Genomic DNA, 15,766 nt, shown 5'->3' with positions numbered 1-15,766 from the left:
CCGACCGTGGTCGGATCCGGGAGCAACCATGAAATCTCTGCGCTGGACCGCGGTCGCGGGGATCGCCCTGACCGGCATCCTCGCCACCGCGTGTGGCGTCCCCGGCGCGGGCGGCACCACCGTCGCCTCCGACCTCGCCGGCGGTCCCGTGACCCAACGGGTCACCGCCGAGGACGTCAAGGCCATGGGCGACACCAAGCTGCGCGTGCTCGCCGACGCCGGCGAGGAGAACACGCTCAAGGCCCTCGTGCCGCTGTACGAGAAGAAGTACCCCAACGTCAAGGTCGAGGTCGCCACCAAGGGCTTCGACGACCTGATGAAGACCGTCGTCAACTCGATGTCCGGCTCCGACGCGCCCGACCTCGCCCAGGGCAACCAGGGCTACGGCACCGACGGCCCGCTGGTCAAGGCCGGACTGATCCGCCCGCTCGACGACGTGATGCGCGCCTACGGGTGGGAGAACACCTTCACCGAGGGCGCGCTCAAGCAGTACCGCTGGTCGCCCGACGGCTCGATCTTCGGCTCCGGCAGCCTGTACGGCATCAGCCCCGCCACCGAATACGTCGGCGTGTTCTACAACACCGACAAGCTCGCGAAGCTGGGCATCGCGCCGCCGCAGACCTACGCCGAGTTCACCGCCGCGCTCGACCGGGTCAAGGCCGCCGGCGAGCAGCCGATCATGCTCGGCAACGCCGAGAAGTATCCGGCGAGCCAGGTCATCGGCCTGGTCCAGGGCCAGAACGTGCCCAGCCGCGAAGTGCGTTCGTGGATCAGCGGAGTGCCCGGCACCACGGTGGCCGACCCCGGCACCGTGGACGCCGCCCGGACCGTGCAGGACTGGGCGGCGCAGGGCTACTTCGGCCCCGGCTACAACGGCATCAGCTCCGACGACGCGGTCGCCAAGTTCGGCGCCGGCGAGGGCGCGTTCCTCGTCGCCGGCTCCTGGAACGCCCCTTCGCTCCAGGAGAACATGAACGGCAGGGTCGGCTTCACCCTGCCCGCCCGCGCCGACGGCACCCGCGCGACCGTGGGCTCGCTGGGCCTGGGCTGGCACATCGGCGCCAAGACCAGGAAGCTGCCCGCCGCGGTGGCGTTCCTGGACCTGCTGATGAGCGACGAGTTCGCACAGACCATCGCCGACGTCGGCCGCACCCCGGTCACCGGCGCGGGCAAGGTCAAGGCAGGCAGCCCCGTGGTCGAGCAGGTCAACACGATCGGCCTGAAGCTCCTGGCCGACGACGGCCAGAACTTCTACCTCGACTGGGCCTCGACCACCATGTACGACACCATCGGCGCCAAGACCCAGGACCTGCTGGCCAAACACACCTCGCCGAGCGGTTTCGCCAAGGCGCTCCAGGACGACCGGGAAGCGTTCGCGGCCAAACAGCGCACGGATCGCAAGGCCGCGTCGTGAGCGGCCTGCGCGCCTGGAGCGCGAGACAGTACTGGCCCGCGTTCTTCTACCTGCTGCCGGCCGCCGTGTTCTACACGCTGTTCGTACTGCGCCCGCTGGGCCAGACGGCCTGGGTGTCCCTGTTCGCCTGGGACGGCATCACCGAGGGCCGCTGGGTCGGCGCGGACAACTACACCGCGCTCCTGGACGACGGCCGGATCCCCTCCGCGATCGCGCACTCGCTGGTCTTCGTCGTCTTCTACGCGATCTTCCCCGTCGCGCTCGGGCTGTTCCTGGCCGCGCTGATGTCGCGGATCAGGGTGCGCGGGCTGAGCTTCTTCCGCGCGGTGTTGTTCCTGCCGCAGATCCTGGCGACCGTGGTGGTCGCGGTGTCGTGGCGCTGGATCTACGACATCGACGGCCCCCTGAACGCCGGGCTGCGCGCGGTGGGCCTGGGCTCGCTCGCGCGGGCCTGGCTCGGCGACTACGACACCGCGCTGCCGGCGGTCGGCATCGTCGGCACGTGGGTGATGTACGGCCTGTGCATGGTGCTCTTCCTCGCCGGCGTGCAGAAGATCCCCACCGAACTGTACGAATCGGCCAGGCTCGACGGCTGCGGCCCCATCCGGGAGTTCTTCACCGTCACCCTGCCCGCGCTGCGCGGCGAGATCGCCATCGCGCTCGTGCTCACCATCACCTACGCGCTGCGCAACTTCGACCTCGTGTGGAACACCACCGCGGGCGGCCCGGGCACCTCCACCACCGTGCCCAGCGTGTTCGTCTACCAGGGCGCGTTCCTCACCCACGAGGTGGGCGGCGCCGCCGCGATCAGCGTCTGCCTGACCGCCGTGGTGCTCGTCGTCACCGGCGTGATCATGCGCCTCGTGCGCGGCAAGGAGGGCTGACCGATGCCGAGAAACAGTCGCCGACAGACCGTCATCGGGCACACGATCCTCGCGGTCGCCGCCCTCGTCGCGCTCTACCCGTTCCTGTCCGTGCTGCTGCTCGCGTTCGGCGAACCCGGCACGCGCACCAGCGGATTCTCCATCCCCGACTCGGTCAGCTTCGACAACTTCACCGAGGCGTGGCGGCGCGGCCTGTTCTCGGACGCGCTCACCTCCAGCCTGATCGTCGCCGCCGCCGTGGTGATCGGCACGATCGTGCTCGCGGTACTGGCGAGCTACGCACTCGCGTTCTTCCCGTTCCCGCTCAAGGGCCCGATGCTCGGGCTGCTGCTGATCGGGCTCGTGATGCCGTACGAGGCGACCGTCATCCCGCTCTACTACCAGCTCAAGGACTGGGAACTGGTCAACACCTACTGGGCGTTGATCCTGCCGCAAATCGGGCTGTCGCTGCCCTTCGCGGTGTTTTGGATGCGAACCTTCTTCGTCTCCACGCCGCCCGCGCTGCGCGAGGCCGCCTCGGTCGACGGCGCATCCCGCCTGCGCACCCTGCGCTCGGTGCTGCTGCCGATGGCGATGCCCGCGATCGGCACCCTGGCCACCCTGCTCTTCCTCTTCGCCTGGAACGAGTTCCTGCTCGCCCTGGTCCTGGTCCCCGACGACCGCTCGGTGCAGACCGCGCCGCTCGCCCTGTCGTTCTTCGCCGGCAACCGCCGCAACAGCGACCCGGGCGTAACCGCCGCCGCGGCCGTCCTGGTCGCCCTTCCCGTGCTCATCAGCTATATCGCCCTCCAGCGCCGCATGATCAGCGGAATGCTCGCGGGCGCCGTCAAGGAGTGACACCCATGCCAGCCCCCCTTCCCCTCCGGGTCTTCGACGCACCCGCGGACCTCGGCGAAGCGCTCGCCCGCGAGATCGCCGACGGCGTCGTCGCCGCCGCCGCGGCCGGTGTGCGCTACGTCCTGGGCTGCCCGGGTGGCCGCAGCCCCAAGCCGGTCTACGACGCGCTGGCCGAACAGGTCGCCGCCCGCGGCCTGGACCTGCGGCACGTGGTGATCGCGATGATGGACGAATACGTGGTGGCCGGCCCCGACGGCTACACCGACATCGACCACGGCGCGCACAACAGCTGCCACCGCTTCGCCGCCGAGGAGATCGTCGCCCCGCTGAACGCCGCCGCCGGCCCCGGGCGCGGCATCCCCGCCGACGCCGTCTGGTTCCCCGACCCCGCCGACCCCGAGGCGTACGACACCCGCCTCGCCGACGCGGGCGGCATCGACCTGTTCATCCTGGCCTCCGGCGCCACCGACGGACACATCGCCTTCAACCCGCCCGGCGCGCCCCGGGACAGCCTCAGCCGCGTCGTCGAACTGCCCGACAGCACCCGGCGCGACAACCTCGGCACCTTCCCCGACTACGCCTCGCTCGACGAGGTCCCCCGGCACGGTGTCACCGTCGGCGTGCGGACGATCGTCTCCCGCTCGCGACGCGCGGTCATGGTCGTACACGGCGAGCACAAGCGCGAGGCGGTGCGCCGCCTGGGCGCGGCCGGCGACTACGACCCGGCGTGGCCGGCCACCCTGGTCGTCACCTGCGAACGCCCGTCCCTGTACGTGGACCGCGCCGCTGCGGACGCCCGATGAGCGAGGCCCTGGACCTGATCACCCTCGGTCGGGTGAGCGTGGACCTGTACCCCGAACAGATCGGCGTCGGCCTGGCCGATGTGCGCACCTTCGCCAAATACCTCGGCGGCAGCGCGACCAACGTCGCCGTCGCGGGTGCCCGGCACGGGCTGCGCACGAGCGTGGTCACCGGTGTGGGCCGGGACCCGCTGGGCGACTTCGTGCGCCGCGCGCTGCGCGGATTCGGCGTCGCCGACCGCCACGTGGTCACCGTCTCCGGCCGGCAGACGCCCGTCGTGCTGTGCGAGATCTTCCCGCCGGACGACTTCCCGCTCTACTTCTACCGGCCCAACGCCCCCGACATGGCGCTGACCGTCGAGGACCTGGACACCGAGGCGCTGCGCGCCGCGCGCATCGTGTGGATCACCGGCAGCGGGCTGTCCGCCGAGCCTTCGCGCGGCACCACGCTGCGTGCCGTCGCCGACCGGGTCGAGGGCGGCGACACCGTGCTCGATCTGGACTGGCGGCCGATGTTCTGGGCCGATCCGAGCGAGGCGCCCGCCTGGTACGCCCGGGCGTTGGCGCACGCCACCGTGGCGGTGGGCAACCGCGACGAGGTCGAGGTCGCCGTGGGGACGCGCGACCCGGACGAGGCCGCCGATCGGCTGCTGGCTCGCGGCGTGCGGCTGGCCGTGGTCAAGCAGGGGCCGGCCGGCGTGCTGGCGCGCACCGCCACGGAGGAGATTCGGCTGGCGCCCATCCCCGTGGAGGTGGTCAACGGCCTCGGCGCCGGCGACGCGTTCGGCGGCGCGCTCGCGGCCGGTCTGGCCGGCGGACTGCCGCTGCGCCGCACGCTGGAGATCGCCAACGCGGCCGGTGCCTTTGTGGCCGGGCGGCACGCGTGCGCCGACGCGATGCCGACCCCGACCGAGATCGACGCGTTGATCGCGCGCTCTGTCGGCGGAACCGTCACCGGGTCCGCCACGGGTTCCACGCCGGGCGCCGGCCCGGGCACCACCACAGGCGCCACCCCGGGTGCCGCCTCCGGCTCCGTCATGGGCTCCACCCCGAGCGCCACCCCCGTTTCCGCCCCTACCGAAGGACAGCTGTGAGCATCGCCCCCGACATCGCCTCGGTCGTCACCACCCGCCTGACCGACCCCGGCGCCATCCGCCGCGCCGCACTGGCCCGACCCCGGTTCGAGCGCGCCGGCTTCGCCCGTCCGCTGTTCATCCTCGCCGCCGACCACGCCGCGCGCGGCGCGATCGCCGCCGGAGGCGACCCCACCGCGATGGGCGACCGGCACGAACTGCTCGCGCGCTGCGTCGAGGCGCTGGCCCGCCCCGGGGTGGACGGCTTCCTGGGCACCCCGGACATCGTCGAGGACCTGATCCTGCTCGGCGCGCTGGACGGCAAGCTGGTCCTGGGCTCGATGAACCGCGGCGGCATCCCCGGCGCGAGCTTCGAACTCGACGACCGGTTCGGCTCCTACGACGCGCGCGGCATCGCCGAGGGCGGCCTGGACGGCGGCAAGATCCTGCTGCGCGTGGACCCGGCCGACGCCGGCACCGCCGAGACGCTGATCGGCACCGCGAACGCGGTCAACGAGTTGGCCGAACGCGAACTCATGGCGCTGATAGAGCCGTTCCTGTCGGTCCGGGAGAACGGCAGGGTCCGCAACATCCTCACCCCCGACGCGCAGATGAAGGTCAACAACATCTCCGCCGCACTAGGGCGCACCTCGGCGTACACGTGGCTCAAGGTGCCCGTCGTCGACGAGATGGAGCGCATGATGGCCTCGACCACCATGCCCACGCTGCTCCTGGGCGGCGAGGGCGGCGGCGACGTCGACGCGATGTACGCCTCCTGGCAGCGCGCGCTGGAGATCCCGCACGTGCGCGGCCTGATCATCGGACGCACCATGCTCTTCCCGCACGACGGCGACGTGGCCGGCGCGGTCGACACCGCCGTGTCCCTGGTGCGTGGGGCCACGCGGTGAGCCCCCTGCACCTGCCCGACGGCAGCACCGCCGAGGGCGGCTTCCGGGTGGCGATCACCCCCGAGTCGGCGGGCTGGGCCTACAGCTCGCTGCGCGTGTTGGAGTTGGCCCCGGGCGAGACCCGTCGGTTCGAGACGGGCGACGCGGAGACGATCGTGCTGCCCCTGGCCGGGTCGTGCGTGGTCACCGTCGACGAGGCGACCTTCGAACTCGCGGGTCGCGAGCACGTGTTCGCGCGGGTGAGCGACTTCGTCTACGCCCCGCGCGACGCGCGGGTGAGCGTGACATCCGAGCGGGGCGGCCGCTTCGCGCTGCCGACGGCGCGCTGCGAGCGGCGCCTGGCTCCGGCGTACGTGCCGGCCGCCGACGTCGCCGTGGAGGTGCGCGGTGCGGGCGCCGCCTCGCGGCAGGTCAACAACTTCGCCGCGCCGGACGGCTTCGGCTGCGACCGCCTGGTCGCGGTCGAAGTGCTCACGCCCGGCGGCAACTGGTCCTCGTACCCTCCGCACAAGCACGACGAGGCCCGCCCCGGCGAGGCGGTGTTGGAGGAGATCTACTACTTCGAACTCGGCTCCTCCGGCGGCCCCGGGCGCCCCTTCGGCTACCAGCGGGTCTACGACGGGCAGTCGGTGGACGTGCTCGCCGAGGTGCGCCAGGGCGACGTAGTCCTGGTGCCGCGCGGCTACCACGGCCCGTCGATGGCGCCGCCGGGATACCCGATGTACTACCTGAACGTGCTCGCGGGACCTCATCCGCAGCGCACGATGGCCTGTTGCGACGACCCTGAACACCACTGGGTCCGGAAGTCCTGGGAGAGCGTGGAACGCGACCCCCGGGTGCCGATGTGCGATGCGGAGGGACCACGATGAACACCGGGCGCACGACGAACACCGTGCGGATGACCACGGGGCAGGCGCTGGTGCGCTTCCTCTCCCGCCAGTACAGCGAACGCGACGGGGTCGAACACCGGCTGATCGAGGGCTGTTTCGGGATCTTCGGGCACGGCAACGTGGCCGGGATCGGACAGGCGCTCCTGGAGCGGCCCGGCGACCTGACCTACCATCAGGCCCGCAACGAGCAGGCGATGGTGCACGCGGCGGTGGCCTACGCCCGCACCCGGCGCAGGTTGTCGACGCTGGCGTGCACGACGTCGGTGGGACCCGGGGCGACCAACATGGTCACCGGCGCGGCGTTGGCCACGATCAACCGGCTGCCGGTGCTGCTGCTGCCGGGCGACACCTTCGCCACCCGGGTGGCCTCGCCGGTCCTGCAGGAGTTGGAACTGCCGTACGCCGCCGACATCAGCGTCAACGACGCCTTCCGGCCGGTGTCCCGCTTCTTCGACCGCGTCCAGCGTCCGGAGCAGCTCGCGCACGCCGCGATCCAGGCCATGCGGGTGCTCACCGACCAGGCCGAGACGGGCGCGGTCACCCTCGCGCTGCCGCAGGACGTCCAGGCCGAGGCGTGGGACTTCCCCGAGGAGTTGTTCGCCAAGCGGGTGTGGCACGTGCGCCGACCGGTGCCCGACCCCGACTCGCTGGCCGCGGCCGTCGCGGTGCTGCGGAGCGCGCGCCGGCCGCTGATCGTGGCCGGCGGCGGTGTGGTGCACGCCGACGCGAGTGCCGCGCTCGCCGCGTTCGCCGCGGCCACCGGCATCCCGGTCGCGGTCACCCAGGCGGGCAAGGCCGCGCTGCCGCACGAACACCCGGCCGCCGTCGGCGGGATCGGCCACACGGGTTCCGTCGCGGCGAACGCGCTGGCCCACGACGCCGACGTGGTGCTCGGCGTCGGCACCCGGTGGCAGGACTTCACGACCGCGTCGCGGACCCTGTTCGCCGACCCCGACGTGCGCTTCGTCAACCTCAACATCGCCGCGTTCGACGCGGCCAAGCACGCGGGCGTCGCGATGGTCGCGGACGCGCGGGCGGGCCTGGAGGCACTGACGGCGGCGCTGACCGGCTGGAGCGCCCCGGCCGAACACCGCGCCCGCGCCGCCGAGGCGGTGCGCCGCTGGGACGCCGAGGTCGACGCCGCGTTCGCCCGCGCCCACACCCCGCTGCCCGCCCAGAGCGAGATCATCGGCGCGGTCCGCGAGGCGATGGCGCCGCACGACGTGGTGGTCTCCGCCGCCGGCTCCATCCCCGGCGACCTGCACAAACTGTGGCGCCCGACCGATCCGCTGGGCTACCACGTCGAGTACGGGTTCTCCTGCATGGGCTACGAGATCGCCGGTGGCCTGGGCGTGAAGATGGCGGCGCCCGAGCGCGAGGTGTTCGTCCTGGTCGGGGACGGCTCCTACCTGATGATGGCGCAGGAGATCGTCACGGCCGTCGCCGAGGGCGTCAAACTCGTCATCGTGCTCGTACAAAACCACGGCTACGCCTCGATCGGGGCGCTGTCCGAGGCGGTGGGCGCCGAACGATTCGGCACGCAATACCGTTTCCGGGACCGCCGATCCGGCACGTTCGACGGTGGCGTGCTGCCGATCGACCTGGCGGCGAACGCGGCCAGCCTGGGCGCGAACGTACTCCGAGCAACCGGACTCGCCGAATTCCGCACCGCCCTGGCCACCGCCCGCGCCTCCACGCACACGACGGTCGTACACATGGACACCGACCCCCTGATCGGCACCCCATCCTCACAGGCATGGTGGGACGTCCCCGTCGCCGAGGTCTCCACAACCCCCACGACCGCCAAGGCCCGCCAAGGCTACGAACAGGCAAAGTCCACCCAACGCCCCCTACTGCGCCCAGCAACTTCCTGACCACTCCCGCAGCCGCAAGCCCGTCCGCCCGGCAAAGCCCACCCTCACCGGCCGGACGGGCTCGCACCCGGGTTCGCACGTCACAGCCAAGGAGCGGGCCCGGGCCGACGCCCGCGAGCGCCGAAGTCCAGGGCGGGCCCGGACACCGTCCTCACCCTGGCCCGAGGGGCGAAGCACGGCGTCGGAAACTCGCGTGCGGGTGCGAACGTGGGTCTGCGAGCATGCGCGAATGACCCACAGCGACTTCGAATACCTGGTCGTCCGGCACCGTCACCGTGTTCCCGTCCCCACTGCGGCAAGGGCCGGAGCGGCGGGGCAAGGCGCGGCGGCGGCACGGCGGTTCGACGCGGCGTTGATGTCGGTCGGGTTCAAGGCGTCGGCCGCGTTGCTGGAGCGCCTGTCCGGGCTGGACGAGGCGACGGTGGTCGGGATCGGCGCGCGAACGCTGGCGACCGTGCGGGAGATGGTCGGCGACCACGTCGCGCACAACACGTACTTCGTGGACTTCCCAGCCAACGTGCCCGATACGCTCGATTTCTGGATGGGGTGTATCGCGGACGCGCTCGCCGACACGTCCTCGCGGGCGAGCACGCTCGCGCAACCGGGCACGGGTGTGGTCGACCTGCTGACCCTGCCTTCGTACGGCAAGTATCGGCACACCTACGAGGAAATGCTGCTCGCACACGACGAGTTGATCCACGCGGCGGGCGACCGCGTGACCGTGCTGCACCCCGGCGGCGACCCCGACGACGAGGTCGCGGCGCTCTACCTCGCACTGGCCGGCAGCACCACGCCGCTCGGGGAAGAGGCGTTGTTCGATTTGGAGTTGCTGGCCGAGGCATGCGTCGCCGGGCCGCAGCCCGACGTGATCCCGGTGCGGGAGAACCGTGCCGTGGTGAACCGCGCGCGGCTGACCTCCGGGATGAGCCCGCTGGTGGACACCGTCACCGACGTGCTGCGGCTCGCCTGCGCGCTGTCGGACGGCGATGTGACGCTGATCGAGCCGACCCGCTTCCGGTCGGTACCGCGGCCGATGCGCCGGGGACTGCTCGCCGCGCTCGACGCGGTGGTCGCGGCATCGCCGGCCAAGCTCGCCGACGTGCGCGTGCACCGGGAGGCGTTCAAGCGGCTCGGTGAGCGGCTCCACCCGCACGAATACCCGCAATGGCCGCACGCCGCCGAGGTGTTCGCGGTGGCCCGCGGCGAGTCGGGGGCCCCGTCGGTGGACAGCCGCGTCGACACGCTCCTCGCGGCGGAGGATGTCGCGGGAGCGGCACTGCTGCTGGCGTCCGCCGCCCCGGGGAAGCTGTTCCGCTCCCTGGACCGGCTGCTGCGCGGCGCCCGGACCGAGCAGGTGCGGGACATGGTGGTGACCGCGGCCGTCGAGGCCGCACCGCGGGTGTCCGGGCGGGTGCTGCTGTCGGTCCGCGAACATTTCCTCAACCGCCGGGTGGCGGGCACCGATTCGGCGCCCGGGGATCAACCGCACGGCCGCGGGCGCGTGTTCGTGAACCGACTCGGCGGTGCGTGGGTCACGCCCGAGCGGCGCGCACCGGTGTCCGCCGCGCATCGCGACCGCGTCGTCGCCGCCGTGGACGCGGAGATACGCGGCCGCCTGCCGGACCCGGGGCACCTGGTCCTCGGCCCGGACGTGCTCGACGTCGCGCTGCCGCTGAGCGGCAGGGCGTCCGCGGCCGGCCTCGGGGTGCTCCCGCGCGGCTCGGTCTCGCGGATCCGCGGGGACCTGCTGCGGTTCTTCGTGTACTGGAAGCAGACCCGGCATACGACGGACTTCGACCTGTCGGCGCTGATGCTGGACGCCGACTACCAAACGGTGTCGTGGCTTTCGTACACCGCGCTGTCCTCGGTCGACGGCGAGCACTCCGGCGACATCGTCGACGCGCCCGAAGGGGCTTCGGAGTTCGTCAACCTGCGGTTGGGCGCCGTCCGCGGGGGCTTCATCGTGCCCCAGGTCCACATCTACGCGGGCGAGGGGTTCGAGGAGGTCGCCGAGTCGTTCTTCGGGTTCATGCTGCGTGAGGACGAGCAGCGGGGGCGGCCGTTCGAGCCGCGTACGGTGCGCATGAAGTCGGAACTGCGCGGGCAGGGGCGGGTCGCGCTGCCGCTGGTGTTCCTGCGCGGCAGGGATGGGAAGTGGCGTGCCAAGTGGCTGCATCTGTACCTGCGTGGCAAGCCGGCCGCGAACCGGGTGGAGGACAACCGGGTGACGGTCGCGACGCTGGTCCGCGGCATCGTCGAGCGCGACCAGTCGACGGTGCGGTATCTGACCGATCTGCTGGCGGAGCGCGCCGCGGCGGTCACCCGATGGGACGGAGGGCCGCTGCCGCAGAGTCCGGTCACGTTCATCGGCCTGGAGCGGCCCGAGGGCCTGCACCCGGAGTCGCGGGTGGTCACCACGGAAAATCTGCGCGACCTGATCCCCGCGTGACTGGTAGCGTCGGCGGCGGCGAGGCCATGAGGGGGCTTCCTTCTCAACCCACTTGGGTATTCTTCAGTCCTCTCGCTTTCCTCTCCACCGCAGCGCCGTGACACCGTAACTCCGCGACGCCGGAGCGCCCTCGGGCGCCCGGCGTCGCCGGCTCTCACGGTGCGGCACCGCCGGCGGGGCGGCAGGCGGCGCCCGAGGACCCCAGGAGTCGGACCATGGCCAAACCTCTCGACACTCTCCTGGACCTGCGCCGGGCCGCCGCGGCGGGTCTGCTCGAACTCGATGGTTCCGGCCCCGCTTCGCGCGAGGCGGTGCGGGCGCGGGAAACCCTCCCGGCGCCGCACTTCGGTACCGTCGCCTGGTCGGTTCCGCCGAGCTACCGCGCGCTGCCGGCGGAGCACAATCGGCTGCGCTGCCTTCGCGAGGAGGATGACCGCGAGTGTGAGTTCGTCCTCGTGGACGAGCACGAACTCCTCGAACTGAACGCCGATCTGGTGCACATGCCCGAGGGGGTCGATCGCGAGCCGGGACGGCACCTGTCGACCGATCACCTGGTCGGGTTCGCCGAAGCCGGTTACGAGGCGGTGTGGTGTTTCGACGTCGCACAACCCGTCGCGGACGGCGAGTACCCGGTGTACTACCACCATCAAGACGAGCCGCGGGCACGCTGCCTCGCCGACGGCACATGGGACGAACAGGACGACGCCGTACCCGACTTCCCGTCATTCGCGGCCTGGTTCGAGGCGATGGCCGCGGCCTTCACCTCGGCGCGACCCCCGGCCTGGTTCGACGAGTTGGGCACCCCGACCCTGGTCTGGCTCGCCCGTGACGGGATCTTCCGGACCGACGGCCGGGACTGACCGGGTACTCCACCCTCTCCCGGAAGGGCTACGCCGTCGTCCCGGTGTCGGGCAGTGGGATCCTCGGGGGTGTCCAGTCGGCGAATTTGAGGATTGCCTTCATTGCCACCGCCGGCGGGGTCAGGCGCATCGCGGTGTTGCGCATGGCCACCGCCAGGCGGCCTTCCGCCTTTTGGATGCGGCCCATGCGGTGTGAGGCCTTGGTCACGGCCGCGACTCTGGGGCGGCGGGTGTCGTCGTATGCGGCCAGCGCGGTGGCCTGGTTTTGGTGGGTGTGCAGGCACGCGGCCAGGACGACGGCGTCCTCGATGGCCATGCACGCGCCCTGGCCCAGGTGTGGGGGCATCGCGTGGGCGGCGTCGCCGAGCAGGGCGACGCGGCCCGCCACGTACGTGTCCAAGGGGGTGCCCAGGATGTGGATGTCGTGGTGGAGGACGGCTTTCGGGGCGGTGGCCTTCAGCAGGGCCGGAATCGGGTCGTGCAGGCCGTCGACGCGTCGCCACACCTCGGCCCACTCGTTGTCGTAGCGCACTCCGGCCTTCGCCTTGGTGACCATGTGCCAGCACACCCGGCCGTCTCGGATGGGCATGACGCCGATCTCGGCGCCGTCGTGCAGCGTCTGCGCGATGTCGGGGGTGGGCAGGAACGCCTCCGTCGTTACTCCGCGCCAGACGGTCGAGCCGCTGTAGACGGGGGCCGGGGCGTCCGGCCACAGTCGGGCGCGGACGCGGCTGTTGACGCCGTCGGCGACGACGGCCAGATCGGCCCCGATGGTCGCCGTCCCGCCCGGGCCGGTGTAGTGGACGAGGGCCTGTTTCGGGTCCTGCGTGATGTCGGTGACCTCGGCCCCGGTGACGACGCCGCAGTCCGCGGGGAGGGCTTCTCGCAGGATGTCGTGGAGTTCGGCCCGGTGCAGTGAGTAGATCCCGGTGCCGAGCTTGGCCTCCAGTGCCGTGCCGTCGACCTGGGACAACCACCGGCCGTCGCCGGCGCGCACTCCGGTGGACAGTTGCGGTCGGCCGCCGGCCTTGACCGCGGGGCCGAGGCCCAGGCTCTCCAGCGCGCGCATCGCGTTGCTCATCAGGGCGATCCCCGCCCCGACCTCGCCGCCGACCGCCTTGCGTTCGAGGACGGTGACCCGCCAACCGATCCGACGCAGCCCGATGGCGACCGCCAGGCCACCGATGCCGGCGCCGACGACCACCGCAGATCGGGCGGTCGGGTGGTTGTGCGCGTGTGTGTTCGCGTGGTTGTTCACGTCTGGGTTCGTTGCGTTCTTTTCCGGCATTGTTCACGCCCCCTCGCTTCTACTTCTGTAGAAGACCGTATACTACGGATGTAGAAAGCAACATGGGGGCCGGAGGGAGCAGGCGTGCGTGCGGAACACGATCGTCGGACGGTTCTCGCGGACGCGGCGATCGAACTGCTGGCCTCCGGCGGCATGCGGGCGCTCACCCATCGCGGCGTGGATGCCCGGGCCGAACTGCCCGTCGGCACCACCTCGGCGTACTTCCGGACCCGGAAGGCGCTGATCACCAAAGCGGTCCAGCGCCTGGTCGAGTTGGATGCCGAGGACCTGCGGCAGGTCGCACTGGCCGCCGACGGACCGCTGCTCGCCCCGCCGCGAGCCGGACTGCTCGGCCCCGCGCACCTGGACCGACTCGCGGACGCCACCGCGGCCTTCGTCGACCACATGCTCGGGCCCGGACGTGTGCGTACCCTCGCGCGCTATCACTGCGTCCTGGAGACCGTCCACGAACCGGAGTTGCGGGAGATCCTTCGACACGGGGACGCGGCCAGGGCGCAGATGTGCGCGCTGCTGACGGCCGCCGGCATACCCCGGGCCCGGGCCGAGGAGCGGGCCCGTCGGCATCTGGCCTGCGTGGACGGGCTGATCTTCGATCGGCTGACGGCCCCGCCCGGCACCGTCCCGTCACCCGGGACACCGGAGAGCGGGGAGGATCTGCGGGAGGCCGTTCGGGGGCTCCTGGAGATCGCCGTGTCGGGAGAGCGGGCACTGCCGCGCGGTTCTTCCACGCGACCCGCACCGCCGACGGCTTGAGCCACCCGGGCGCGGAGACGGTGCTCCGCGATCGGCGCCGTCCTCGCGCTTGTTGCGTTCTGTGACCATGTCACCGGTTGGTGACAGCGCTGTCGTGGAACGCCGACGTCGGTTCCCAGGGGGGTCGCCGCCCCGGCATGGTGATCACGCAAGCACCGGGAAGCCATGCGCCGTCGAGGCTTCAACTACGCGATACCAAGGGGTTTTTCATGTCCGCCACCCGCCGCCGGACCGTCCTCGCCTCCGCGACCCTCGTCGCCGGTGTCCTGTTGATGACCGCCTGCCAGGACTCGGACTCCGGCGCCGCGAAGGGCACTTCGTCCACCGCTCCGGGCGGTCAGGCGCCCGCAGCGCCCAACACGGCCAACCCGGGCGGTAGTCAGGGCACCAACAGCCAGGGCGGTCAGGGCGGAACCCAGAGCAGCGGAACCCAGGGCGGAGCGAATACCTCCGGCGGGCAGAACAGCGGCGGCGGCCAGGGCACGAGCGCCGGTGCCGGAACCACCTCGGGCGGCGGCGGCAACGGCAAGACCGCCAAGTGCCGGACCGACGCTCTGAAGGCCACCGCGATCGACAGCACCATCGGCGGCGACTCCGACGGCACTGTCGCGGTCACGTTCAAGAACAACGGCCCGGACTGTTCGATGTCCGGCTACGCGGGCGTCAACCTGAAGACCGACGCGGGCGAGATATCCGCGCAGCGCACCGGCGCGCAGCCCGGCTCGTTCGTTCTCGAGAGCGGCAAGTCGGTGTCCTTCGGCATCAACTACCCGCTGGAGACGATGGGCGAGGCCTCCGGCCTGCGCATCACCGGCCTGGTGGTGACCCCGCCGGACGAGACGAAGTCCGTGACCCTGAACTGGCCCGGCGTCGGCAGGCTCCCCGTCAAGAGCGGTGGCGCCCCGATCAAGGTCGGCCCGATCGGCAGCGCCGGCCAGGGCGGCTGACCCTCGCCGCCTCCCGACCGGCCTCCCCGGCCCGCCCCAGCGGACGTCGATCACCGAGTGCCGACGGTGGTCGGAACGCCGCGGCACCACGCCGCCCACGCGGGCGGGTGCCGGGCCGAGACAGCTGCCCGGCCCGTGACGCTCGGGTCCTCGTCGGCGCGGCGTCGCGACACCGAGCAGGATTCGAGAAGCCCCGGCCGCCGCGCGGCCCCTAGCGTGATGGTCATGGCAACCGCGGGGCATCCGGGCCGGAGTCCGGACGCCCGGCGGATACGACACATCCACAATGCAAGGGGCAAGACATGAAGGCGCACGTCAGCTCGATCCTCCTCGGTGTCCGTGACATGGACCGGGCCAAGGAGTTCTACACCGAGGGGCTCGGCTGGAAGATCGAGAACGACTTCGGCATCTCGGTGTTCTTCGCATCCGACGGCGCCTCGCCGGTCGGCTTCTACGCCCGCGAGGGTCTGGCCGGCCAGGTGGGCACCGACCCCGAAGGCAGCGGCTTCAGCGGCCTGGTCCTGACCTACGTCGTCCGCAGCGAGGCACGAGTCGACGAGATCATGGCCGAGGCCCGCAAGGCCGGCGCCACGATCCTCAACCCCGCCGGCGCCCTGCCCTGGGGCGGCTACGGCGGCACCTTCGCCGACCCGGACGGCTACATCTGGAGCCTCGGCTACAGCGCCCAGGGAACCGACCAGCCCTACGCGGAGTAGCCGCGATCCCTCACCTCACAGCCGTCCGGAACGGCGCGGCGCGGCGCAGCAC

14 protein-coding genes are annotated in these 15,766 nt (G+C 71.9%); 13 read left to right on the top strand and 1 reads right to left on the bottom strand.

All coding sequences use genetic code 11. From position 1 onward, the window contains the following. Positions 1-28: 28 nt before the first annotated feature. The 10 genes from ACFRCG_RS44775 (at position 29) to ACFRCG_RS44730 (ending at position 11,989) form a co-directional block, all read left to right on the top strand. Positions 29-1,414, top strand: coding sequence for an ABC transporter substrate-binding protein (locus ACFRCG_RS44775; protein WP_380042425.1), 1,386 nt, complete (start codon positions 29-31; stop codon positions 1,412-1,414). Continuing rightward, on the top strand, positions 1,411-2,298 hold the full coding sequence (locus tag ACFRCG_RS44770; protein ID WP_380042424.1) for a carbohydrate ABC transporter permease: 888 nt from the start codon (positions 1,411-1,413) through the stop codon (positions 2,296-2,298). The genes ACFRCG_RS44775 and ACFRCG_RS44770 overlap by 4 nt, the downstream gene beginning before the upstream one ends. A gap of 3 nt (positions 2,299-2,301) precedes the next feature. Next, the gene (locus ACFRCG_RS44765) at positions 2,302-3,135 is read left to right on the top strand and encodes a carbohydrate ABC transporter permease (RefSeq protein WP_380042423.1); all 834 of its coding nucleotides are present in this window, start codon (positions 2,302-2,304) and stop codon (positions 3,133-3,135) included. Between the two features lie 5 nt (positions 3,136-3,140). After that, complete coding sequence (locus tag ACFRCG_RS44760) at positions 3,141-3,938, top strand: 6-phosphogluconolactonase (protein ID WP_380042422.1); 798 nt, start codon at positions 3,141-3,143, stop codon at positions 3,936-3,938. Continuing rightward, on the top strand, positions 3,935-5,029 hold the full coding sequence (iolC, locus tag ACFRCG_RS44755) for a 5-dehydro-2-deoxygluconokinase (protein ID WP_380042421.1): 1,095 nt from the start codon (positions 3,935-3,937) through the stop codon (positions 5,027-5,029). The genes ACFRCG_RS44760 and iolC overlap by 4 nt, the downstream gene beginning before the upstream one ends. A 2-nt stretch (positions 5,030-5,031) precedes the next feature. Beyond that, positions 5,032-5,916, top strand: a complete 885-nt coding sequence (locus ACFRCG_RS44750) for a deoxyribose-phosphate aldolase (RefSeq protein WP_380042443.1) — start codon at positions 5,032-5,034, stop codon at positions 5,914-5,916. Then, a complete protein-coding gene (gene iolB / locus ACFRCG_RS44745) occupies positions 5,913-6,785 on the top strand; it encodes a 5-deoxy-glucuronate isomerase (RefSeq protein WP_380042420.1) in 873 nt (290 codons plus the stop codon). Before ACFRCG_RS44750 ends, iolB begins: the two co-directional genes overlap by 4 nt. Then, positions 6,782-8,680, top strand: a complete 1,899-nt coding sequence (gene iolD, locus ACFRCG_RS44740; RefSeq protein WP_380042419.1) for a 3D-(3,5/4)-trihydroxycyclohexane-1,2-dione acylhydrolase (decyclizing) — start codon at positions 6,782-6,784, stop codon at positions 8,678-8,680. The genes iolB and iolD overlap by 4 nt, the downstream gene beginning before the upstream one ends. Before the next feature lie 229 nt (positions 8,681-8,909). Then, the gene (locus ACFRCG_RS44735) at positions 8,910-11,129 is read left to right on the top strand and encodes a hypothetical protein (RefSeq protein ID WP_380042418.1); all 2,220 of its coding nucleotides are present in this window, start codon (positions 8,910-8,912) and stop codon (positions 11,127-11,129) included. Between the two features lie 215 nt (positions 11,130-11,344). Beyond that, positions 11,345-11,989, top strand: a complete 645-nt coding sequence (locus ACFRCG_RS44730; RefSeq protein WP_380042417.1) for a hypothetical protein — start codon at positions 11,345-11,347, stop codon at positions 11,987-11,989. Between the two features lie 28 nt (positions 11,990-12,017). Here ACFRCG_RS44730 and ACFRCG_RS44725 read toward each other — a convergent pair whose 3' ends face one another. Next, on the bottom strand, positions 12,018-13,247 hold the full coding sequence (locus ACFRCG_RS44725) for an FAD-dependent monooxygenase (RefSeq protein ID WP_380042416.1): 1,230 nt from the start codon (positions 13,245-13,247) through the stop codon (positions 12,018-12,020). A gap of 114 nt (positions 13,248-13,361) precedes the next feature. Between ACFRCG_RS44725 and ACFRCG_RS44720 the strand changes: the two genes are divergently transcribed. The 3 genes from ACFRCG_RS44720 (at position 13,362) to ACFRCG_RS44710 (ending at position 15,714) form a co-directional block, all read left to right on the top strand. Next, on the top strand, positions 13,362-14,051 hold the full coding sequence (locus ACFRCG_RS44720) for a TetR/AcrR family transcriptional regulator (protein WP_380042415.1): 690 nt from the start codon (positions 13,362-13,364) through the stop codon (positions 14,049-14,051). A 209-nt stretch (positions 14,052-14,260) separates the two neighbouring features. After that, positions 14,261-14,998 (top strand): DUF4232 domain-containing protein, encoded by a 738-nt coding sequence (locus ACFRCG_RS44715; RefSeq protein WP_380042414.1) that lies wholly within the window; start codon positions 14,261-14,263, stop codon positions 14,996-14,998. Positions 14,999-15,300: 302 nt separating this feature from the next. Then, on the top strand, positions 15,301-15,714 hold the full coding sequence (locus tag ACFRCG_RS44710; RefSeq protein WP_380042413.1) for a VOC family protein: 414 nt from the start codon (positions 15,301-15,303) through the stop codon (positions 15,712-15,714). The last annotated feature ends 52 nt before the right edge of the window (positions 15,715-15,766 follow it).

This window comes from Embleya sp. NPDC056575 (assembly GCF_042793325.1).
GTDB lineage: Bacteria > Actinomycetota > Actinomycetes > Streptomycetales > Streptomycetaceae > Embleya.
Note: the sequence above shows the minus strand (reverse complement) of the source record. Positions and strands in the feature narration are given on the sequence as shown.